This window comes from Streptococcus sp. 68 (assembly GCF_013277415.1).
Classification (GTDB): Bacteria; Bacillota; Bacilli; order Lactobacillales; family Streptococcaceae; genus Streptococcus.
This window is the reverse complement of record NZ_VMMX01000016.1, coordinates 17,481-40,899: the sequence shown is the minus strand read 5'-3', so window position 1 is coordinate 40,899 and position 23,419 is coordinate 17,481. Positions and strand designations below refer to the sequence as shown.

Genomic DNA, 23,419 nt, shown 5'->3' with positions numbered 1-23,419 from the left:
TTTGAATCCCACATTTTACAGAAAGTGGCGGAGCTGAGAAGTCCACAAATGTGTCAAAACTGGTTGCTAATGGATGAAAAATTGAAATAAAAGTGTCTTTTTGTTTTAAAGACGAGAGTTGCGGGCAACTGCCCGAAATTGGGTGGTACCGCGGATAAATACATTCGTCCCTGTCATGTAGATGGCAGGGGCTATTTTAGGATTTACGTAACAGGAGGGAATTATGAATTTTAGAACAAAAGATCAAAGAATAGAACAAGTATTCGCTGAACGAAATATATATGAAGTGCCAAATTTTCAGAGGGACTTTTCTTGGAAAGAAGAGCAATATAGGGATTTTATTTCTGATATAAGAAAGAACCTCTCATTGTCAGTAAGTGGAAAAAAAGTAGTTTTTGAAACAGAAATAACAGATTATTTTTTTGGAACAATTTTATTGGTTGGAGATGTTACAAAAGCCAGTGTTGAAAAGCCATATAAGGTTATTGATGGTCAGCAACGTCTTACAACCATGACTTTATTTTTAGCATGTATCAAAGACATTATAGAATCATATAATGTTAATACAGGAGATGATGAATCTTATTCACATGGTTATAATACTAATTTAATTTTTCCTCATTTTTCTGATGGAAAGACAGTGACAAAAACTAGATTAGTTAATAAAAATCTGAATCCGATTCTCCCTTATGATATTCTGAAGCTAGGTACACATGATGCTTCTAAAGAAGAAACAACAAATACTTCTCAAGAGACTCTACGAAAAGCTTTTGATTTCATAAAAGATCAATTATTACAAGAAAGGCTTTTGGAAGGGTTAAATAGTAAAGAACCTGATATTATATGGGATCCTAAGGATTACATCAAATACATAGATTATTTAGGGAAACAATTGCTTAATTCAACAGTTATTTGTATTTATTCTGTTGATGAAAAAGATGTTAATAAAATTTATCAAAATTTCAATTCTAAGGGATTAAGATTAAGTGAAATTGATCTAATTAAGAGCCGGATTTTTGAAGTTTTAGATGATGAACATGATGAGACATCTAGAAAGTGGAATCACATAACAGATATACTTTATAAACTTGACGAAAATATTTCGGATTATTTCTATTATTTTTTTAACTCTCTTGGAATTAACACAACTCAAACTAAATTATTCGAAACTTTTACGAAGAAAATTTCTGAAGATGAATATAGTAATTTTTTAGATAATTGTATAAAGTATGTAGAATTCTATAGAGTTATATGCAATCCATCTGAAGATGATGATCTTTTTGGAACTAAAAAATATTTTAATCAGGATGATAACTTTATTATTAAGAAAAATTTGGAGATATTGAAAGCATCAGGATACTCACAGTTTAGAATGGCATTCTTGAGTTTATTTAATGCTATGAATGATAACCGTATAAAAAGTAAACAATTTAAATCAATTATTTCAATGGTGACAAAATACAATGTTCTTAATTCTATAAAAGCTACGGGAGGTCCTTCAACAACCAATAAAATTCAAGCTATTTATAAACAAATGGCAAATAAATTTAATGCAGAGAAGCTAGACACTTCCTCTTTAAATAATTTTATAAAAGATCAATTAGACACAGTTTCTCCTAGCATAGAATTAATAAAGAAAAGTAAAAAAGTTTTTGACAAAGGTAATAAAATAAAAGGAGCAAAAGATTTAAAAGCGAGAGATTTAGCGAAATATATTCTAGTTTCTCTTGAAACTGAGAGAATTAGGTTAGATGGTAAAAACACTGCAAATAAAGCTTTGAAATATGTGTATGATTTATCAATTGAGCACATTGTTGATAGAGAAAATCAAAATGAACTTGGTGACATTGTTTATGATTTAGGAAATCTTGTTCTACTAGAGAATACTGAACACACCAATTCTACTGATAAGAAAAGTATGTACGAGAATTCTAATGTAAATCTTATTAAAGATATACGAGATAACATAGAAAATTTTGAAGAAAAAAATATAACAGAACGCCGCGATAAATTATTAGAAGAATTTTACAATCTTGTTACTAACTAGAAAGGACAAACACATGTCTAAAGAACTTTCACCTAAATACAATCCAGCCGAGGTTGAGGCTGGTCGTTACCAAAAATGGCTTGATGCCGATGTTTTCAAGCCTTCAGGCGATCAAAAGGCTAAGCCTTATTCAATCGTGATTCCGCCACCAAATGTAACTGGGAAACTTCACCTTGGTCACGCTTGGGATACTACTTTGCAAGATATCATCATCCGTCAAAAACGCATGCAAGGTTTCGATACGCTTTGGCTTCCGGGGATGGACCACGCTGGGATTGCCACTCAGGCTAAGGTTGAGGAGCGCTTGCGTGGAGAGGGCATTACACGTTATGACCTAGGTCGTGAATCTTTCTTGACGAAGGTCTGGGAATGGAAAGACGAATATGCCACTACCATCAAGGAACAATGGGGCAAGATGGGGCTCTCTGTAGATTACTCTCGTGAGCGTTTCACTCTTGATGAAGGTTTGTCTAAAGCTGTTCGTAAGGTCTTTGTGGACCTTTACAAGAAAGGTTGGATCTATCGTGGTGAGTTTATCATCAACTGGGACCCAGCAGCTCGCACAGCCCTTTCTGATATCGAGGTTATCCATAAGGATGTCGAAGGTGCCTTCTACCATATGAACTACATGCTGGAAGATGGCTCACGCGCCCTTGAAGTTGCCACAACTCGTCCTGAGACTATGTTTGGGGACGTTGCGGTTGCGGTCAATCCAGAAGACCCACGCTACAAGGACTTGATTGGTAAAAACGTCATCCTTCCAATCGCTAATAAATTAATCCCAATCGTTGGGGATGAGCATGCTGATCCTGAGTTTGGGACTGGTGTTGTTAAAATCACCCCTGCCCATGATCCAAACGACTTCTTGGTGGGTCAACGTCACAACTTGCCACAAGTCAACGTCATGAACGATGACGGAACTATGAATGACTTGGCCTTTGAATTTGCAGGCATGGACCGTTTTGAAGCTCGTAAGGCAGTCGTTGCTAAGCTGGAAGAAATCGGTGCCCTTGTCAAAATCGAAAAACGTGTCCACAGCGTTGGTCACTCAGAGCGTACAGGTGTTGTGGTTGAACCACGCTTGTCTACACAATGGTTTGTTAAGATGGACCAATTGGCTAAAAATGCTATTGCCAACCAAGACACAGAGGACAAGGTCGAATTCTACCCACCTCGTTTCAACGATACCTTCCTCCAATGGATGGAAAATGTCCACGACTGGGTAATCTCTCGTCAGCTCTGGTGGGGTCACCAAATCCCTGCTTGGTACAATGCTGAGGGTGAAATGTATGTCGGTGAAGAAGCGCCAGAAGGTGACGGATGGACTCAGGACGAAGACGTCTTGGATACTTGGTTCAGTTCTGCTCTTTGGCCATTCTCAACCATGGGCTGGCCTGATGTCGATTCAGAAGACTTCAAACGTTACTTCCCAACTTCAACCTTGGTTACAGGTTACGACATCATCTTCTTCTGGGTATCTCGTATGATCTTCCAATCCTTGGAATTCACTGGCCGTCAGCCATTCCAAAACGTTCTGATCCACGGTCTCATCCGTGACGAGCAAGGACGCAAGATGTCGAAATCTCTTGGTAACGGGATTGACCCTATGGATGTCATTGAGAAATATGGTGCCGATGCCCTTCGTTGGTTCCTTTCAAACGGTTCAGCACCAGGTCAAGACGTGCGCTTCTCTTACGAGAAAATGGATGCTTCATGGAACTTCATTAACAAGATTTGGAATATCTCTCGCTACATCCTCATGAACAATGAAGGCTTGACCCTTGAGCAAGCAACTGCCAATGTGGAAAAAGTAGTCAACAAGGAAGCTGGAAATGTCACAGACCGCTGGATTCTCCACAACCTCAATGAAACCATTGGAAAAGCAACTGCCAACTTTGATAAGTTTGAGTTTGGTGTCGCTGGACACATCCTTTACAACTTCATCTGGGATGAGTTTGCGGACTGGTACGTTGAGTTGACCAAGGAAGTCCTATACAGCGACAACGAAGAAGAGAAAGTCATCACACGTTCTGTTCTCCTTTATACTTTGGACAAGATCCTTCGTCTCCTCCACCCAATCATGCCATTCGTGACAGAGGAAATCTTTGGACAAATCTCAGAAGGCTCTATCGTTACAGCAGCATACCCAACTGTCAATCCAGCCTTTGAAGACCTTGCAGCTCACACTGGCGTGGAAAGCCTCAAAGACTTGATCCGTGCTGTTCGTAATGCGCGTGCGGAAGTAAACGTAGCACCAAGCAAACCTATCACCATCCTTGTTAAGACAAGCGATAGCGACTTGGAAGCCTTCTTTAATAGCAATGTCAACTATATCAAACGCTTCACAAATCCAGAACACTTGGAAATCGCTTCAACCATCCCTGCACCTGAACTGGCAATGTCAAGTGTCATCACTGGAGCAGAAATCTACCTACCACTGGCAGACCTCCTCAATGTCGAAGAAGAATTGGCTCGTCTCGACAAGGAACTGGCTAAATGGCAAAAAGAATTGGATATGGTCGGCAAGAAGCTCTCTAACGAACGCTTCGTAGCCAATGCCAAACCAGAAGTCGTCCAAAAAGAACGCGACAAACAAGCTGACTACCAAGCGAAATACGACGCGACCGTAGCACGTATTGATGAGATGAAGAAACTCGTTAAATAAACACAGAAACACGGTGATGAGCCGTGTTTTTTGGTATAATGGAAACTGAGAATATTTTTTGAAAAGGGTAAGAAATGATAGAAGTTGTAGATTTATTTTCTGGTGCTGGAGGATTGACTTTTGGCTTTCAGAATACAATTAAAAATAATAAATTTGTTTCCCGAAATGACTTTAACATTAGATTTGCAAATGAATTCAATCATGACGCAGCAGAAGCTTTCAGACAAAATTATCCTAGAGTTACTATGATTGAGGAAGATATTGCTAATATAGACGAACATTTTTTAAAATCCAAAGGAATCAGTTCAAAAAGAGTTGATTTAGTTATTGGTGGCCCACCTTGTCAGTCCTTTAGTACGGTTGGCAAGAGACAGTATGATAAGAGAGCAAAAATGTATCGTGAATATAGAAGGATACTTTCATTTATCCAACCTAAAATGTTTGTATTTGAAAATGTTTATGGTTTGCTAACCATGAAAAACGAGCAAAATGGCCCAATTATTCGAAATGTAAAAGAAAGTTTTAAAGATTTATCTAGCTTTGGAAATGTTCATGGATATAACGTTTATACAGAATTACTTAATGCTAAGGATTATGGTGTTCCACAAAATAGAGAACGCGTCTTTTTAATTGGTGTAAGAAATGATTTAAATATTGAGTTTGAATGGAATTTTCCAGAAAAGTGTACTTCTGAAAATCCCTTCAATTTAAGAGATGCTATTGGAGATTTACCTAGTTTAGGAAATAATGACAGAGCGGACCAATATGTGGAAGATCCGCAAACAGATTATCAAATTTTAATGAGAGGTAATCAAGATCAATTATTTAATCATGTAAGTCGTAATCATGGACAAAGATTGCAGAAAATTATGGCTGCACTTAAGGAAGGACAAGGTAAGAATGATATAAATAGAATGGTAGAAGATGGATTGTTAGATAGAGCACTTTATTTAACCTCAGGATATAGTAATACTTACGGTAGATTGTGGTGGGATAGACCTTCAACGACCATAACAAATAATTTATCAACTCCATCCTCCTTACGGTGCATTCATCCTAGTCAAAATAGAGCTTTGACTGCAAGGGAAGGTGCAAGAATACAGTCTTTTCCAGATAATTATAAGTTTGTCGGAGGTCTACAAGCAATTAATACCCAGATTGGTAATGCTGTTCCTCCAATTTTAAGTATTCATTTAGCTAATAGAATAAAGAAATTTTTCGAGGAAAATAAATTATAAAGGCGTTTAATTATGATAGAAACTAACAGTATCCCATTTAACTTCTCTTATTTTGCTTTAAACTTGTTAGGAAAGCAAATGTATAGTAATAACTGGAGTGCAATATCTGAATTAATAGCTAATGGTTTAGATGCTGGTGCAACAAATGTTAAGCTCTATATAGAATCTATTGATAAATCGAAATCAACCTTAGAAATTTTAGATAATGGTAGTGGAATGAGCTATGTTGATTTATCTACTAAATACGCATTGATTGGGAGAAACAGACGCTTATCGAAAGAAGAGTCATCTGAGAAGACAAAGGGAAGAAAAGGTATAGGAAAATTAGCAACGTTATTTTTGTCAAAAAAATATTATATAGTTTCTAAAAAAGGAGGAATTGAAACAGCGTGGATGCTAGACTCCACAAACGCATCTGATAGTGATATTCCTGAATTAATTCGTGTTGATATTAATGATGTGTCTATTGAAAATAAAAGTGTTTGGGATTCATTCGAATCAGGAACTTTAATAAAATCAGTTGGAGTTGATTTGACTGGATTTGCAGAGGGAAAGTTGGATTCTTTGAAGATGACTTTAGCTAACTATTATTTGTTAAACAATATTGGTGCAGTTATCGAAGTGGCTTACAAGACTAAATCAAAACAGAAGATAGAATTTTCAAAAGTTTCTAAAATAATTGGATTTAAAAATTTGTATGCTTTTTTTCAAACTTCTGATGGTATCGTTGAAAACGAATTGTTAAATGACTCAGTGAAAATAAACGCAGATTTAAAGGAAGTATCCAATAAGTTACGTCAGGTAAAGAAATTAAGTCCATCAGACGTTACTAAAATAAATTTGAAAGGAAAGAGAAATTTTTTAACTATACATGGAATAACCAAAGAGTTTGATTATGAATTGACTGGTTGGATAGGAATTCATAGTACAATTAATATGACGGAAGCATCCGAAAATACAAAAGATGATCCCACTAATAGATTTATAAGGAATGATGTTTACAAGGCTAATCAGCTAAGACTTTATGTCAGAGATAAATTAGCAGTATCAAATTTTATGCCACAGTTAAATAACACACAAGCCTTCAGTAACTATATTGAAGGGGAAATCTCATTTGATATTTTAGACAATGATTGTTTGGAAGATATTTCAACTTCAAATCGTGAAGGATTATCAGGAAATGATGAAAGAATAACTTTATTGATTGAGTTGCTAAAACCAATTATCAATAAGTTGATAATTGAGCGTGTTAATATTGGTACTGTAGTGCGTAAGGAAGTTGAAAAGATTCGACAAGAAGAGAAGGAGAAAATAGAAAGAAAAGAACAACTTGCAGAGGAAAAAAGAAAGCAAGCAGAAGAAAATAAAAAAATTGCAGAACAGCAATGTCAGGAGGCTGAGTTAGCTAGAAAATTGGCAGAGACAAAACAGAAAGAAGCAGAAATAGCTAGAGACGTAGCAGAGGAGGAAAGTAAAAGAAAGGATGTTTTAATTGGAAGCAATAATTCTGCGCAACAAAATTTGTTGGCTCATGAATTAACTGGAGTGTATAAAAACATAGATTCAGTAAATAAAAAAATTGTTGCAGATTTTAAATCGACAGATGATTTTGAACGAGTGAGCGAGTATGTTGTTAGTCTAAAAAAATCTTCTGGAAAATTATTTACAATAAAAAATCAAGTGCTAAAATTAAATACTTCTGAAGTAAAAGGAAGGAAATACATTAATGTCAAAAGTTATATAAAGAGTTATTTAAACAGTCTGTCTTATAAAAATTTAGAGATTATAATTGATTTTTCAAATAATCCTCATACTTCCAGAGTACATATTTTTGATTTAGGTATGATACTAGATAATTTTATTATAAATGCTATGGATCAACTAGCAGATAAAATTATATTTAAATTTATTGATGAAGAAAATAAATTAGTTATATCTTCTAACAAGCCATTATCTTCTGAAATAGTCAATAAGGACGATATTTTTAGATTAGGATTTACTACTAAAGAGAATGGGACAGGAGTTGGGATGTATATAATTAAACAAACTTGTAAAAAATTTAAATGGGAAATTAAAGTGGTTTCAAATACAGAAGAAACAAGCTTTATAATTGAATTAGGTGATAATTAGAAAATGCGTAGAGATATTAGTATTATTTGGTTAGAAGATGAGATGGAAGATGCTTTTCACGATTATTTAAAAATAGTAAAAAAAGCTATAGAAGATAAAGGTTATCAATTATTAGGAGATAATTGTTATTTATGTGAAAGTATTGGAGATGCCAGAAAAATTTTGGATGATACTTCTAAAAGAATCGATTTCTTTATATCCGATTTTAATTTAGGAGAAGAATATGAGAATGGTATTGATAATGGTATTGAATTTTTAAACGATGTAAGAAGTCGAGAAAAATATAAGCAATTTTTTATTCTTTATTCAAAAAATTATGATGAGATAAAGGAGACAGTAATAACAAAAATTAACGAGGAAGATAATCTAGGATTATTAAATAATACTATGATTATCAATTTATCCTCTCCCAGCGATGAAGTAATTGAACATGAATTTCAGAAAGCCATTGAAATTAGTTTATCAAAGTGGGATGAACTAAATGCTCTTAGAGGAGAGTATATGAGTGAAAATGCTGAGATAGAATATGAGTTAAAAAAAATATTAAATGTTGACTTAACAGATTCTAGAAATTATAAATCTCTCTATAGAGATTTTAAAAATAATCATCTTAGTAAACGTGATATAACCCACAATACATCATTATTAAATGATTGGATGCAAATGATAGATAAACGCAATTCATTAGCTCATTCTAAAGAAGAATTTAATGATGTAAAAGGCTATGTAATATCAAACCTTGATGATAAAAGTATACAAATTGTAGAAGAGGAAATTAACGAAGAGAGAAAATCATTGATACATCTATCAGAACAAGTGAAAGCATTGATAAGAGCAAAACCAAAAAGAATAATCAATAACACACATTGATGATGAAAGTACCTAATTGTATAAAAGGAAATTGTTGATAAATCCATAGGAGTAAGTAAAAACATAGGGCCAAAAAGATATTTTAATATCCAATAAAAAGATAAAATACAATTATTTACAATTATCAAAATACTACTAATATAACTAACATTTTAGAAAGCAACTCACTACACAACAAAACCTCTAAGTTCGAACCGACCTGAGAAGTATAAGATTGCTGCATTCTTCTCAGGTGTTGGGAGAATTGAGTTGGGATTTGAACAGACCAATGAGTTCAGAGTGGTGTATGCCAATGACTTCGATAAGTCTGCGCGTCAGACTTACTGGCCCATTTATTCAGATATATCTTGATAATCATATTATTCAGTCGCTGAAGAAAAACAATTGAAAGGAACTTTCTATGCAACCAACTTACAACATTGACCACCCAAACTTGTCTTATGAAGCTAAGCGTGACTTATGGCAGATTGGTTTTGGTCTGCAGAAAGTTGATAATCTAGTGCCATCAGCGTATATGGAATCTTTGGCTGAGAAACAGTCTCGGGGAGAACTGACTTATGAGCAGGTTTATGAGGATGCAACGGTTTATCATCATACCATTGATGCAAGTACGGAGGAGGCAGACTTGGTTTCTCTTCGTATCGTGGAACTATTATCTCGAAGAGGCTTTAGCTTCAGTCCTGCGACCTTACTTGCTATTCATAAGGAGTTGTTTCAAGATATATTTGAGTCCTCTATTCCAGTGGGGCAATTTCGTCAGACCAATATCACAAAGAATGAACCTGTTTTGAGTGGTGAAAGTGTTGTGTACTCTGATTACTCTATGATTCAAATGACCTTGGATTATGATTTTAATCAGGAAAAACAAGTTGCATATGCGACACTAACTCAGGCGGATGTGATTAAAAAAATCCAACATTTTATTTCAGGAATCTGGCAGATTCATCCATTTCGTGAAGGAAACACCCGGACAGTAACGGTTTTTTTGATTCAGTATCTTCGTGAGTTTGGTTTTGATATTGATAATACACCATTTCAGCAACATGCCAAGTATTTTCGTGATGCCTTGGTATTAGATAATGCAAAGATTTTACAGCGACGTCCTGAGTTTTTAACAGCTTTTTTTGAAAATCTCTTGCTCGGTGGTCAAAATGATCTGTCATCAGAAAAGATGTATCTAGAACTCGATCTTTAAAAATCCTAATACTGAGTAAACATTGAATTTTAGGAAAAAAATGAAGTAAATATTCCTACAAGAAAACGCATATCATCAAAGATTTAGGTCGCTTGATAATATGTGTTTTTTTAATTTTATAGATTGCTCGTTTAAACTCTATTTATCTCGTACTTTCAGTGCTATTCGGATTTTATTTTCGTGTACAATTTCAGCTATTCTTGTTATAATCAGCCTATAGGAATCAAGGAGGTGACTCTTATGGCTGTTTTTGTGTCTTTGGATGGAATTGTGGTAGAAGTACTTGATGTCTTTTCTTCTTTTAATGGGGATAGTGAGTTTTTCTTGTGTAAACGTCTTAAAGACAAGAGTCAGTTTGTTATGGAACGCTCTCAGTTCGAGGAGATGTTCCAACTTCAACGTAGTCGCTTGACGACGCAAGAAAAATTACAATTGTTTACCTCCGTGTTTGCTGGCCGTTATGATGTTTATGCTAAGAGTTTTATCAATGATCAAGGGAAAATTCAGTATTTTCCATCCTATGATTATGGTTGGAAGCAGTTGCCGCCTGAAAAACGGAGTTTCCAGACATTAACGGACTCCGTTTTGAAATCTCATTTTCGTGGGGAGACAGCTATCGGTATCTTTCCTATGCACTTAGATGATAGCTGTTATTTTTTGGTACTGGATTTTGATGAAGGAGATTGGAAAGAAGCTGGTTTAACCATTCGAAGAATAGCCAGGGAACGCCAGATGGAAGCCCATTTAGAGATTTCTCGTTCGGGTCACGGACTCCATATTTGGTTCTTCTTTGAGGAAGCGATTCCGAGTCGAGAGGCTCGCTTGTTTGGAAAGAAACTGTTAGAACTGGCAATGCAGGAAAGTATGCAACTGTCCTTTGATTCTTTTGATCGCATGTTTCCAAATCAGGATGTTCTTCCTAAAGGTGGATTTGGTAATTTGATTGCCCTTCCTTTTCAAGGAGAAGCTTATCATCAAGGGCGAACGGTCTTTGTGGATGAACAGTTTCAGCCTTATGAAGACCAATGGAGGTATCTACAAGAAATTCAGAGGGTTTCAACTGCTAAAGTGGCACTGTTAATCCAAGAGGAGTTAGGTAAGGAAGAATTGGATAAGGAGTTGAAGGTCGTCTTATCCAATATGATCCAACTTGAAAAATCGTCTGTGACACCCAAGACACTGTTTTTCTTGAAAAATATGGCTTCATTTTCTAATCCCGAATTTTATTTAAAGCAGGCTATGCGACAACCAACCTATCAAATTCCTGAGCGAATGTATTTATTTGGAGAATCCGATCATTATTTATGGCTACCAAGAGGTTTACTGTATCCATTGCAAGATAAATTTAAGCAGGTATCTGTGGAAGATAGGAGAAAGGTACAGAGGTCTATTAGAGTGGAATTTAAGGGAGAACTCACTTTTGAGCAAGAGTTAGCCCTGTCAGATATGATTTCCAAAGAAAATGGTTTACTCCATGCGGAGACTGGTTTTGGGAAGACCGTTTTAGGTGCTGCTCTCATCTCTGAACGGAAGACAAAAACAATTATTCTAGTTCATAATAAGCAACTCTTAGACCAATGGCTGGATCGTTTAAACCGTTTTCTGACTTTCGAAGAGGCAGAAGCTACCCGTTATACACCATCAGGTCGTGAAAAGGTAATCGGCTATGTTGGGCAGTACGGTGGGACTAAGAAATGGCTGAGTAAACTGGTTGATGTTGTTATGATTCAATCTCTATTTAAGTTGGAAAATAGTCAAAGTCTTTTGGATGAGTATGAGATGATGATTGTGGATGAGTGTCATCATGTCTCTGCCTTGATGTTTGAAAAAGTTGTTGCTCAGTTTAGAGGGAAGTATCTTTACGGTTTAACGGCTACGCCTGAGCGTAAGAATGGTCATGAGCCTATTGTTTTTCAGAGAGTTGGTGAGATACTCCATACTGCTGATAAGAGGGAAACGGATTTTAAACGGCAATTGCAATTAAGATTCACTTCTTTTGGTCATTTGGAGATTGAAAAGACCAAAGCAAGTAATTTTATACAGCTTAGTGATTGGATTGCTACTGACTCAGTGAGGAATCAGTTGATTCTCAAGGATATTCTAGCCCAAGTGGCAGAAGGACGAAATATCTTGGTTTTAGTTAATCGAATTCAACAGATAGATGTCTTTGAAAAGTTATTGAAAGAGAAAGAGGTTGATGACTGTTACATTATTAGCGGAAAAACCAAAGTCCGAGAGAGAACAAGTTTACTGAAGAGATTAGAACAGCTAGATAAAGGGTTTGTTTTGTTGTCTACTGGAAAATACATTGGCGAAGGTTTTGACTTACCTCAGTTGGACACGCTTATCTTGGCAGCACCTTTTTCTTGGAAAAATAATTTAATTCAGTATGCAGGTCGGATTCATAGAAACTACAAGGATAAGTCTTTGGTACGGATTTTCGATTATGTGGATATTCATGTTCCTTATTTAGAAAAGATGTTTCAGAAACGACAAGTAGCTTATCGAAAGATGGATTATCGTGCCATCGAGGGTGAGGAGAAACAATTCGTTTATGTTGATAGTAGATATGAGAAGGTGTTGAGAGAGGACTTAGCAGGGGAAAGACAGGAATGTATGCTTATTTTACCTTATGTGCACCAGACAAAACTGATGAAATTTCTAAAAGAATTTAGGATTAGTCAAATTGAGATATGTATACCAGAGACGGTTGCAAATAAAGCATGGCTAGACCAGTTGAAGAGCCAGAAAATTAAAGTATCTTTTACTCAATCGAAAATAGTAACGCCTATTCTTTTGGTAAACAAGACCATTGTTTGGTATGGTGCAATGCCATTATTAGGGAAGGTAGATGAAATGACCATATTACGTTTGGAATCAGCTAGTATAGTTTCTGAACTAGTGGCAGGTTTACGATAGAGAAAATTTTTAAAAATTTCTATGTATGATTTTCATTTCTTTAGTGAGACTGTTGCCATTATCACATTCGAATCACATCTAACAAGCAGAAGTAAGATAGGTCTTGCAAGAATGGTAAAAATCTGATAAACTATGTAGTAATTGAATAGGAATCCGCAAGACTAGTAGCCCAAGGGAAGTATATCAGGGAGGAGAGCCGTGACTGCAAGCTCTCTATATGAAAGCTGGGTGAATTCACTTGCGTATGGATTTAGAAATGAAGGTCTGACTTGTCAGATGAAAACGGATGGTACCGCGTGTCAACGCTCCGAGTGGAGTTTTTGGCATGTGGTTTTCTTTTTATCTGATAAGCGACTGATGGAGGAATTATGTCAACTATTGAAGAACAATTAAAAGCGCTTCGTGAAGAAACGCTGGCTAGCTTGAAGCAGATGACTGCTGAAAATGAAAAAGAGATGCAAGATTTGCGTGTTTCTGTCCTTGGTAAAAAGGGTTCGCTTACTGAAATTCTCAAAGGGATGAAAGATGTCTCTGCTGAGATGCGTCCAATTATTGGGAAACACGTCAATGAAGCTCGTGATGTCTTGACAGCAGCCTTTGAAGAAACAGCTAAGCTCTTGGAAGAAAAGAAAGTCGCTGCACAGTTAGCTAGCGAGAGTATCGATGTGACGCTTCCAGGTCGTCCAGTTGCTACTGGTCACCGTCATGTTTTGACACAAACTAGTGAAGAAATCGAAGATATTTTCATTGGGATGGGTTACCAAGTCGTGGATGGTTTTGAAGTAGAGCAAGACTACTATAACTTTGAACGTATGAACCTTCCCAAAGACCACCCAGCTCGCGATATGCAGGACACTTTCTATATCACAGAAGAGATCTTACTCCGTACCCATACGTCTCCTGTTCAGGCGCGTGCCATGGATGGCCATGATTTCTCTAAAGGTCCTTTGAAAATGATCTCACCAGGGCGTGTGTTCCGTCGTGATACGGACGATGCGACCCACAGTCACCAATTCCACCAAATTGAAGGCTTGGTTGTTGGGAAGAACATTTCTATGGCAGACCTTCAAGGAACCCTTCAATTGATTGTGCAAAAAATGTTCGGTGAAGAGCGTCAAATTCGTTTGCGTCCATCTTATTTCCCATTCACAGAGCCATCTGTTGAGGTGGATGTTTCTTGCTTCAAGTGTGGTGGAGAAGGCTGTAACGTATGTAAGAAAACTGGTTGGATCGAAATTATGGGAGCTGGTATGGTTCACCCACGTGTCCTTGAAATGAGTGGTATCGATGCGACTGTTTACTCTGGATTTGCCTTTGGTCTTGGTCAAGAACGTGTAGCTATGCTCCGTTACGGAATCAATGATATCCGTGGATTCTACCAAGGAGATGTCCGCTTCTCAGAGCAGTTTAAATAATGATTAGAAAAGTAGAAATGGCAGATGTTGAGGTGTTGGCTAAAATTGCTAAACAAACCTTTCGTGAAACATTTGCTCATGATAATACGGAAGAGCAGTTACAGGAATACTTTGAAGAGGCTTATAGTCTGAGAGTTTTGTCAATTGAGTTGGAAAATCCAGAATCCGAAACCTATTTCATTATGCATGAAGAGGAGATAGCTGGTTTTCTTAAAGTCAACTGGGGAAGTGCTCAAACTGAGAGAGAATTAGAGGACGCTTTTGATATTCAACGCCTCTATGTGCTACAAAAATTCCAAGGCTTTGGACTAGGTAAGCAACTGTTTGAATTCGCTCTTGAACTTGCTACAAAAAATAGTTTTTCTTGGGCTTGGCTAGGTGTTTGGGAGCATAATACAAAAGCTCAAGCATTTTATAATCGATATGGTTTTGAAAAATTTGGTCAACATCATTTTATGGTTGGTCAAAAAGTAGATACGGATTGGTTACTGAAAAAGAAATTAAGGTAAGAAGATGATTCTTCTATTGAAATGATAGGAAAGGAAAAGAACCAGAGTGGCAACTGTCATTCTGGAGAACTAAATTATGCTTGTATCTTATAAATGGTTAAAAGAATTGGTGGACATTGATGTTCCATCACAAGAGTTGGCTGAAAAAATGTCAACTACAGGGATCGAGGTCGAAGGTGTCGAATCGCCGGCTGCTGGTCTCTCAAAAATTGTCGTCGGTGAGGTCTTGTCTTGCGAAGATGTGCCAGAAACTCACCTTCATGTTTGTCAGGTTAACGTTGGCGAAGAAGAAGCCCGTCAAATCGTTTGTGGTGCCCCAAATGTGCGTGCTGGTATCAAGGTTATGGTGGCTCTTCCAGGGGCTCGCATCGCTGACAATTACAAGATCAAAAAAGGGAAAATCCGCGGTCTTGAGTCACTTGGAATGATTTGTTCGCTTGGTGAATTGGGAATTTCTGACTCAGTTGTGCCTAAGGAATTTGCAGATGGCATCCAAATCTTGCCAGAAAATGCCGTTCCAGGTGAGGAAGTCTTCTCATATCTAGACTTGGATGATGAAATCATCGAACTGTCTATCACACCCAACCGTGCAGATGCCCTTTCTATGCGTGGGGTGGCTCACGAAGTAGCAGCCATCTATGACAAGGCGGTCAACTTTAAAGAATTTACTCTAACAGAAACAAATGAAGTTGCAGCAGACGCTCTTTCTGTAGGGATTGAAACAGACAAGGCACCTTACTATGCAGCCCGTATCTTGGATAATGTGACTATTGCACCAAGTCCACAATGGTTGCAAAATATCCTCATGAACGAAGGTATCCGTCCCATCAATAACGTAGTGGACGTGACCAACTACATCCTTCTCTACTTTGGTCAACCAATGCACGCCTTTGACTTGGATACCTTTGAAGGGACTGACATCCGTGTGCGTGAAGCGCGTGCTGGTGAAAAATTAGTGACCTTGGATGGTGAAGAACGTGGCTTGGAAACAAATGACTTAGTTATCACTGTCGCAGACAAGCCAGTTGCTCTTGCAGGTGTTATGGGTGGTCAAGCAACAGAAATCTCTGAGAAATCAAGTCGTGTCGTCCTTGAAGCTGCTGTTTTCAACGGAAAATCAATTCGTAAGACTAGTGGTCGCCTCAATCTTCGTTCTGAGTCATCTTCTCGCTTTGAAAAAGGCATCAATGTGGCAACAGTCAATGAAGCCCTTGATGCGGCAGCTAGCATGATTGCAGAACTTGCTGGTGCGACGGTTCGTAAGGGCATCGTTTCAGCAGGTGAGCTTGATACTTCTGATGTGGAAGTTTCTTCTACCCTTGCAGACGTCAACCGTGTCCTTGGTACGGAGCTTTCATACACTGATGTAGAAGACGTCTTCCGTCGTCTTGGCTTTGCTCTTTCTGGAAATGCAGACAGATTTACAGTCAGCGTCCCACGTCGTCGTTGGGATATCACTATCGAGGCAGACCTCTTTGAAGAAATCGCTCGTATCTATGGATATGACCGTTTGCCAACTAGCCTACCAAAAGACGATGGTACAGCAGGTGAATTGACAGCCACACAAAAATTGCGTCGCCAAGTTCGTACCATTGCTGAAGGAGCAGGTTTGACAGAAATCATCACCTATGCTCTAACAACTCCTGAAAAAGCAGTTGAGTTCACAGCTCAACCAAGTAACCTTACGGAACTTATGTGGCCAATGACTGTGGATCGTTCTGTCCTCCGTCAAAATATGATCTCAGGTATCCTTGATACTGTTGCCTACAACGTGGCTCGTAAGAACAAAAACTTGGCCCTTTACGAGATTGGAAAAGTCTTTGAACAAACAGGTAATCCAAAAGAAGAACTTCCAAATGAAATCAACAGCTTTGCCCTTGCCTTGACAGGATTGGTTGCTGAAAAAGATTTCCAAACAGTAGCAGTTCCAGTTGATTTCTTCTATGCTAAGGGAATCCTTGAAGCCCTCTTTGCTCGTTTGGGACTCCAAGTAACTTATACAGCAACATCTGAAATCGCTAGCCTTCACCCAGGACGTACAGCTATGATTTCACTCGGTGACCAAGTTCTTGGTTTCCTTGGCCAAGTGCATCCAGTCACTGCTAAGGCTTACGATATTCCAGAAACGTATGTAGCTGAGCTCAACCTTTCAGCCATCGAAACTGCGCTTCAACCAGCTACTCCATTTGTAGAAATTACTAAATTCCCAGCAGTCAGCCGTGACGTTGCCCTTCTCCTTAGGGCAGAAGTGACTCACCAAGAAGTTGTGAACGCTATCCAAGCTGCCGGCGTGAAACGTTTGACAGATATCAAACTCTTTGACGTCTTCTCAGGCGAAAAATTGGGACTTGGTATGAAGTCAATGGCTTATAGCTTGACCTTCCAAAATCCAGAAGATAGCTTAACGGACGAAGAAGTCGCACGCTATATGGAAAAAATCCAAGCTTCTCTCGAAGAAAAAGTCAATGCAGAAGTGCGTTAAACGATAGTAGGATACAAATTCCCCCTCTAGTTTATGAACACTAGAGGGGTGATTTTATATAATACTCAATGAAAATCAAAAAGCAAACTAGGAAGCTAGCCGTAGGTTGCTCAAAACACTGTNNACGAAGTCAGTAACCATATGTCTAAGGTAAGTCGACGCTGACGTGGTTTGAAGAGATTGTCGAAGAGTATAAAATAATTAAAATGTGATTTCTGTAAAAATACATCTATGATCAGAGTTTTGAAAACTTACAATGTCTAAATTTTTAACATAGTAGTGGTTTTTAGGCAATAAAATATGATCTATTGTTGCATTAAAAAGTTTTGGACTTTGGCTATTCCAAGTTCCTCTTTCAAAAGGTGGCAGTGCATTTAATGCGTCCCTATGAGAGCTTATTTTTGCAAGTGCTCCATGACGCATAGTTGCATTAAAATCACCTGCAATAATAGCCTTTGGATATTTTGAAGCCAGTTGATTATGAATGATGTTTAAGTCTTGCTTCCAGATTTCCATTAAACCTGGCAGAGGAGGAGCAGTATGCAAAGCAATGATATCTGGTATATTTTGTTTTCTCGAATGTAATAGAATTGTCCCGAACCGTGTTGTATGGAAAGTTTCAGCTTCTGTATAGAAACCATAACTTTTCTTGACAATCACAGTCACAGGAGCTATTCCACTGTCAGTAGGTGGAGAAGTAAAAATATCATAGTTGGCCATAGAAAGTCCAACTTGATGAAACAATAGTTTGATTCTCTGGTTTTCTTGCTCACCTCTGATATTGGTAGCTAGTTCAGGGAATATAGCCATATCGGCATCAAAATGGCTAAAAATTCGCTCAATATGTTGTGCTTCTATTTGATTAGCGACGTTCCAAGTTACTAATTTTAAGGTTTTAGTCTTATTTGATGCGGAAGAAAGGGTTTTATCTGTTCCGAATAATAGTAATATGAACGATAGTAAGAGCAAGATGCTAGAATAAAACCGTATTTGTTTATTTTTCTTGTAAAAAGATAGGGGAAAAAATACGAAACTGAAAATAGAAGCCATAGTTGCAGTAGCTAAGGGGAAGGCATAAATCTGTGCCAAGATAGGTCTGGTAGATAGCCAAATGTTAAAATTAGAAGATGGGAAAAAAGAATAAGCTATGATAGGGATAGCAAAGAGAATGAGGGAAAGGGCAGAGAGAAATGTTTTAATCATTGTATGAGTACCTCAATTTGCAATGGTTGCTCGGAGCTAATGTGACTTTGTGACTTTACTTGATTGATATTCTTTGTCTTGTCTTCCTCATAGATTAAGTACAACCCAAGTAAAAAAAGTCCAATTTAAGATTGAAATGATGAAAAGGCACAGAAATGCAAGACAATTATACTACAAAAGGCAAACATTTGACAATCGATAGCCGTCGCTTAATCGAACGATGGAAAAAAGAAGGGAAATCAAATAGAGAAATTGCCTCTCTACTTGGAAAAACTCCTCAAACTATCCATACTGAAATCAAGCGTGGGACAGTCCGAAAATGTCTTGGAAAAGGGGGCTTTAAAGAGCTTTACTCTGCCGACTACGCTCAACAATCTTATGAAAGCAATCGCAAGTACTCGGTCAAGAAATCAAGCTTAAGCAAGGAACTAAAGGAAAAGATTCTCCACTATTATAACAAAAAGTTTTCTCCCGAAATGATGGTCAAGGCTAAGGGCGTTAACGTGGGAATTTCTACCATCTACTACTGGATTCATCATGGAAAATTGGGGTTAAGCAAACAGGATCTGCTTTATCCTAGAAAAGGAAAAGCGCTTAAGAAACAAGCTAGCACCAATTTTAAACCCGCTGGTCAATCTATCGAATCATAATTCGCTCATTTTTTCAAAAAATATATAGCTCTAAAAGAAAGAGGGGTAAGTGATGAAGAATAGTGCTATCGGGAGTAACTGGAAGGATGTCCGATCTGAACTCTTTACCAAGGAGGAAATCCTTGAAAGTTCTAGCCAGTTTAGGAAAGACACTAGTAGTCGTCCCACTCGAACAGGAAAAGAGTTGATTAGAGTAGACTCATACTCAATGAAAATCAAAGAGCAAACTAGGAAACTAGCCGCAGGCTGTACTTGAGTACGGCAAGGCGACGTTGACGCGGTTTGAATTTGATTTTCGAAGAGTATTATAGTCTTTTCTAATAACAAGTCATAGTCACTTATAAGAATTACTAATAACACGTTTTACCAGTCTAACTAAAATACAGCTAAAAACAAGCTACACAAAGGATTTGAGGCATTTGTTTCAAGTCTTTTTCTTTTGTTTAAAACAGAGATATAGTTTCAAACTATATCAAAGCCTAATTTTTTACAATTATACAGATGATTTCTTTTCTGTTAAGATAGTTTCAACAACAAATTTTGGAGGACACATCATGTCAACTACAATCATCGGTTTCCCTCGTTTGGGCGAATTCCGCGAATTAAAATTTACAACTGAAAAATACTTTAGAAAAGAAATCTCAGAAGAAGAACTCTTGGCAGCCGCAAAAGAATTGCGTGCTAAACACTGGAACATCGTCAAAGAAAAAGGAATCACTGAAATTCCATCAAATGACTTTTCTCACTATGACAACTTCCTAGATGCAGCTTTCCTTTTCAACGTGGTACCTGCTTCAGTTCAAAACTTGGACTTGTCTGACCTTGAGCGCTACTTCGCTTTGGGTCGTGGTTATCAAGGAGAAAAAGGGGATGTTCGCGCCCTTCCAATGAAGAAGTGGTTCAACACTAACTACCATTACATCGTTCCTAAATTTGAAAAAGACACTCAAGTCAAACTTGCAGGTCACAAAATCTTTGATGAGTTCCAAGAAGCAAAAGAACTTGGATTGAACACTCGTCCAGTCCTTGTAGGTCCATTTACTTTCCTTCAATTGTCAGACTTTGAAGAAGGTGTGAAAGCAGAAGACTTCGTAGACAGTTTAGTGGCTGCTTACCAAGAAGTTTTTGCAAAATTGGCTGAACTTGGTGCAACTCGCATCCAACTCGACGAAGCTGCTCTTGTAAAAGATTTGACAGCTGAAGAAAAAGCTCTCTTCTTGAACCTTTACAATAAACTTTTGGCTGACAAAAAAGGTCTTGAAGTCTTGCTTCAAACTTACTTCGGTGACGTTCGTGACGTTTACGCTGACCTTGTGAAATTGCCAGTAGATGCTATCGGTCTTGATTTCGTTGAAGGTAAGAAAACTCTTGAACTTGTTAAAGGTGGTTTCCCAGCTGATAAGACTCTTTATGCAGGTATTGTCAATGGTAAAAACATCTGGCGCAACAATTACGAAAAGAGCTTGGCTGTTCTTGAGCAAATCCCAGCTGAAAACATTGTCTTGACAAGCTCATGCTCACTTCTTCATGTGCCATTTACAACTGCTAATGAAGAATTTGAACCAGCAATCTTGAACCACTTTGCCTTTGCAGTTGAAAAATTGGATGAGATTCGTGATTTGGATGCTATCCGCAATGGTCAAGGTGAAGAAGCACTTGCAGCTAACAAAGAACTCTTTGCGACTGAGCGTGTTGGTGAAAATGCGGAACTTCGTGCGCGTATCGCTGGTTTAACTGATGCAGACTACACTCGTTTGCCAGCCTTTGCAGAACGTGAAGCTATCCAAGAAGAAGCTTTCAAACTTCCAGCTCTTCCAACAACAACTATCGGTTCATTCCCTCAAACTAAGGAAGTTCGTGCGAAACGTTTGGCTTACCGTAAAGGTGAATTGTCTCAAGAAGAGTACGATGCTTTCCTTGCTGAAACGATCGATGAATGGATCAAATGGCAAGAAGATATTGACTTTGATGTCCTTGTTCACGGTGAATTTGAGCGTAATGACATGGTTGAGTACTTCGGTCAAAACTTGTCAGGTTACCTCTTCTCTAAAAATGGTTGGGTACAATCATACGGTATGCGTGGGGTGAAACCACCAATCATCTGGGGTGATGTCACTCGTCTTAACCCTATCACTGTTAAATGGTCTAGCTATGCACAAAGCCGTACAAACAAACCTGTTAAAGGTATGTTGACTGGACCTGTTACTATCCTCAACTGGTCATTCCCACGTGAAGACATCTCTATCAAGGATTCTACTCTTCAAATCGCTCTTGCTATCAAGGATGAAGTTCTTGACCTTGAAGCTGCTGGTGTGAAGATCATCCAAATCGATGAGGCTGCTCTTCGTGAAAAATTGCCACTCCGTCGTAGCGACTGGTACGAAGACTACCTTGACTGGGCAATTCCTGCCTTCCGCTTGGTACACTCAACAGTAGCGCCAGATACACAAATTCACACTCACATGTGTTACTCAGAATTTACAGATATCATCCCAGCTATCGACAACATGGATGCAGATGTTATTTCCTTTGAAGCTAGCCGTTCAAACCTTGAAATCTTGGACGAACTCAAAGCGAAAAACTTCCAAACAGAAGTGGGACCTGGGGTTTACGATATCCACTCACCTCGTGTGCCAAATGAAGGCGAAATCGACAATACAATCGAAGCTATCCTTGCTAAAGTGCCAAGCAAGAAAGTTTGGATCAACCCTGACTGTGGTTTGAAAACACGTGGTATTCCAGAAACAAAAGAAAGCTTGATCCGCCTTGTGGAAGCAGCTAAAGCTGCGCGTGAGAAATTGTAAGATAAGATTTCTCTAAAAGCGCTGTTTGGTCAATCTGCCTGTTTCACTTGGGTTCTAGGAGTCCAGCTAACGAAAAAATCAACTAGAAAAGGATAATGACTATGTCACGCCAAACACCGTCACTCTCATTTGAAGTGTTCCCTCCCAACCCAGCTGTGGGTAATGATAACATTATTTCTGCTCTTCAAGATATGCAGGAGTTGGCTCCCCACTTTATCAGTGTGACTGCCAGCAATAATAAATTTAATATCAAGGAAACGACGGTTCGTTTGGCTGACTTTATCCAAAATGACTTGGCGATTCCGACTATTGCTCACTTGCCAGCTATCTATTTGACTAAGGACAAGGTTGCTGAAACCATTGCCGACTTGGACAAGGTTGGGGTACAGAAAATATTGGCTCTTCGTGGGGATATTATCCCTGATGTAGAGCCGCAAAAGGATTTTCGCTACGCAACTGACTTAATTGAGTTCATCAAGGAACAAGCCCCTCACTTTGATATTGTCGGAGCTTGCTATCCAGAAGGGCATCCAGATTCGCCAAATCAGATTTCAGATATTCAAAATCTTAAGAAGAAAGTGGATGCAGGCTGTTCGAGCCTCGTAACTCAGCTTTTCTTTGATAATGAGCGCTTCTATGATTTCCAAGACAAGTGCATCTTGGCTGGGATTGATGTTCCCATTCATGCAGGGATTATGCCAATTTTGAATCGAAATCAGGCTCTCCGTCTCTTGAAGACTTGTGAGAATATCCATCTTCCACGCAAATTTAAAGCTATCTTAGACAAGTATGAGCATGACCCTGAGTCGCTCAGAGCAGCAGGACTTGCCTATGCAGTGGACCAAATCGTGGACTTGGTAACTCAGGATGTTGCCGGTGTGCATCTCTACACCATGAATAATGCGGATACAGCAAAATACATCCATCAAGCAACCCATGCCTTGTTTAATCACCAGTCTCTAAGATAATAAAAAGTAAACCATTCTTCTCAGGTGAGGGGAATGGTTCCTTTTTAATGGTAAAGACCGCACTTTTTAAGAAAAATATGATAAAATAGACTCTGTACGTACTTGATACAAAGATGAGGGTATTTAGGTTTCAAAGGCTTTGTCAATTCTCAATTTTATGACAGAAATTTTTTCATAATTTGTTCTTTTCAGTATTTAGTTTGAGCGACACGAACGAGTCAAATCGATATCATTTGACGAGAGAGTTAGTAAAGCATTTAGCTAATCGCCTGATAGCGATTAGCGTGAAAGGATTAGATGCTTTAGCATCAAACCTTTCTAATG

General features: G+C 38.1%; 14 protein-coding genes and 2 pseudogenes. 15 read left to right on the top strand and 1 reads right to left on the bottom strand.

The features are described from left to right. Positions 1 to 223: 223 nt before the first annotated feature. From HT720_RS09305 to pheT, 11 genes and pseudogenes are all read left to right on the top strand, one after another. Positions 224 to 2,047: a DUF262 domain-containing protein gene (locus HT720_RS09305; protein ID WP_050202754.1), complete on the top strand. Its 1,824-nt coding sequence runs from the start codon at positions 224 to 226 to the stop codon at positions 2,045 to 2,047. 13 nt (positions 2,048 to 2,060) lie between these two features. Beyond that, positions 2,061 to 4,712, top strand: coding sequence for a valine--tRNA ligase (locus HT720_RS09300; protein WP_173275933.1), 2,652 nt, complete (start codon positions 2,061 to 2,063; stop codon positions 4,710 to 4,712). 74 nt (positions 4,713 to 4,786) lie between these two features. After that, entirely contained in the window at positions 4,787 to 5,950 is a 1,164-nt protein-coding gene (locus tag HT720_RS09295) for a DNA cytosine methyltransferase (protein ID WP_173212711.1), read from the top strand. A gap of 12 nt (positions 5,951 to 5,962) precedes the next feature. After that, a complete protein-coding gene (locus HT720_RS09290) occupies positions 5,963 to 8,080 on the top strand; it encodes an ATP-binding protein (RefSeq protein WP_173212709.1) in 2,118 nt (705 codons plus the stop codon). A 3-nt stretch (positions 8,081 to 8,083) separates the two neighbouring features. Continuing rightward, positions 8,084 to 8,950 carry a hypothetical protein gene (locus HT720_RS09285; protein ID WP_173212707.1) on the top strand — a complete coding sequence of 289 codons (867 nt, stop codon included), beginning with the start codon at positions 8,084 to 8,086 and terminating at the stop codon, positions 8,948 to 8,950. A 213-nt stretch (positions 8,951 to 9,163) separates the two neighbouring features. Then, a pseudogene (locus HT720_RS09280) lies at positions 9,164 to 9,302 on the top strand (DNA cytosine methyltransferase); the annotation flags it as partial. Between the two features lie 48 nt (positions 9,303 to 9,350). After that, entirely contained in the window at positions 9,351 to 10,145 is a 795-nt protein-coding gene (locus tag HT720_RS09275) for a Fic/DOC family protein (RefSeq protein WP_173212705.1), read from the top strand. A 240-nt stretch (positions 10,146 to 10,385) separates the two neighbouring features. Further along, the gene (locus tag HT720_RS09270; protein ID WP_173275930.1) at positions 10,386 to 13,064 is read left to right on the top strand and encodes a DEAD/DEAH box helicase family protein; all 2,679 of its coding nucleotides are present in this window, start codon (positions 10,386 to 10,388) and stop codon (positions 13,062 to 13,064) included. Between the two features lie 368 nt (positions 13,065 to 13,432). Then, positions 13,433 to 14,479 carry a phenylalanine--tRNA ligase subunit alpha gene (gene pheS / locus HT720_RS09265; RefSeq protein WP_173275927.1) on the top strand — a complete coding sequence of 349 codons (1,047 nt, stop codon included), beginning with the start codon at positions 13,433 to 13,435 and terminating at the stop codon, positions 14,477 to 14,479. Continuing rightward, positions 14,479 to 14,988 (top strand): N-acetyltransferase, encoded by a 510-nt coding sequence (locus HT720_RS09260; RefSeq protein WP_173275924.1) that lies wholly within the window; start codon positions 14,479 to 14,481, stop codon positions 14,986 to 14,988. The genes pheS and HT720_RS09260 overlap by 1 nt, the downstream gene beginning before the upstream one ends. Positions 14,989 to 15,064: 76 nt before the next feature. Next, on the top strand, positions 15,065 to 17,470 hold the full coding sequence (gene pheT, locus HT720_RS09255) for a phenylalanine--tRNA ligase subunit beta (protein ID WP_173275921.1): 2,406 nt from the start codon (positions 15,065 to 15,067) through the stop codon (positions 17,468 to 17,470). Between the two features lie 201 nt (positions 17,471 to 17,671). Here the strand turns inward: pheT and HT720_RS09250 are convergent, their stop codons facing one another. Continuing rightward, positions 17,672 to 18,673 carry an endonuclease/exonuclease/phosphatase family protein gene (locus HT720_RS09250; RefSeq protein WP_173275919.1) on the bottom strand — a complete coding sequence of 334 codons (1,002 nt, stop codon included), beginning with the start codon at positions 18,671 to 18,673 and terminating at the stop codon, positions 17,672 to 17,674. A 155-nt stretch (positions 18,674 to 18,828) separates the two neighbouring features. Between HT720_RS09250 and HT720_RS09245 the strand changes: the two are divergent. The 4 genes and pseudogenes from HT720_RS09245 to metF all read left to right on the top strand — a co-directional run. Next, positions 18,829 to 19,317, top strand: a pseudogene (locus tag HT720_RS09245) (IS30 family transposase); the annotation flags it as partial. 55 nt (positions 19,318 to 19,372) lie between these two features. Further along, on the top strand, positions 19,373 to 19,579 hold the full coding sequence (locus HT720_RS09240) for a hypothetical protein (protein ID WP_173275902.1): 207 nt from the start codon (positions 19,373 to 19,375) through the stop codon (positions 19,577 to 19,579). Positions 19,580 to 19,877: 298 nt separating this feature from the next. Next, a complete protein-coding gene (gene metE / locus HT720_RS09235; protein WP_173275916.1) occupies positions 19,878 to 22,127 on the top strand; it encodes a 5-methyltetrahydropteroyltriglutamate--homocysteine S-methyltransferase in 2,250 nt (749 codons plus the stop codon). A gap of 101 nt (positions 22,128 to 22,228) precedes the next feature. Then, positions 22,229 to 23,095, top strand: coding sequence for a methylenetetrahydrofolate reductase [NAD(P)H] (metF, locus tag HT720_RS09230; protein WP_173253106.1), 867 nt, complete (start codon positions 22,229 to 22,231; stop codon positions 23,093 to 23,095). Positions 23,096 to 23,419 lie beyond the last annotated feature (324 nt).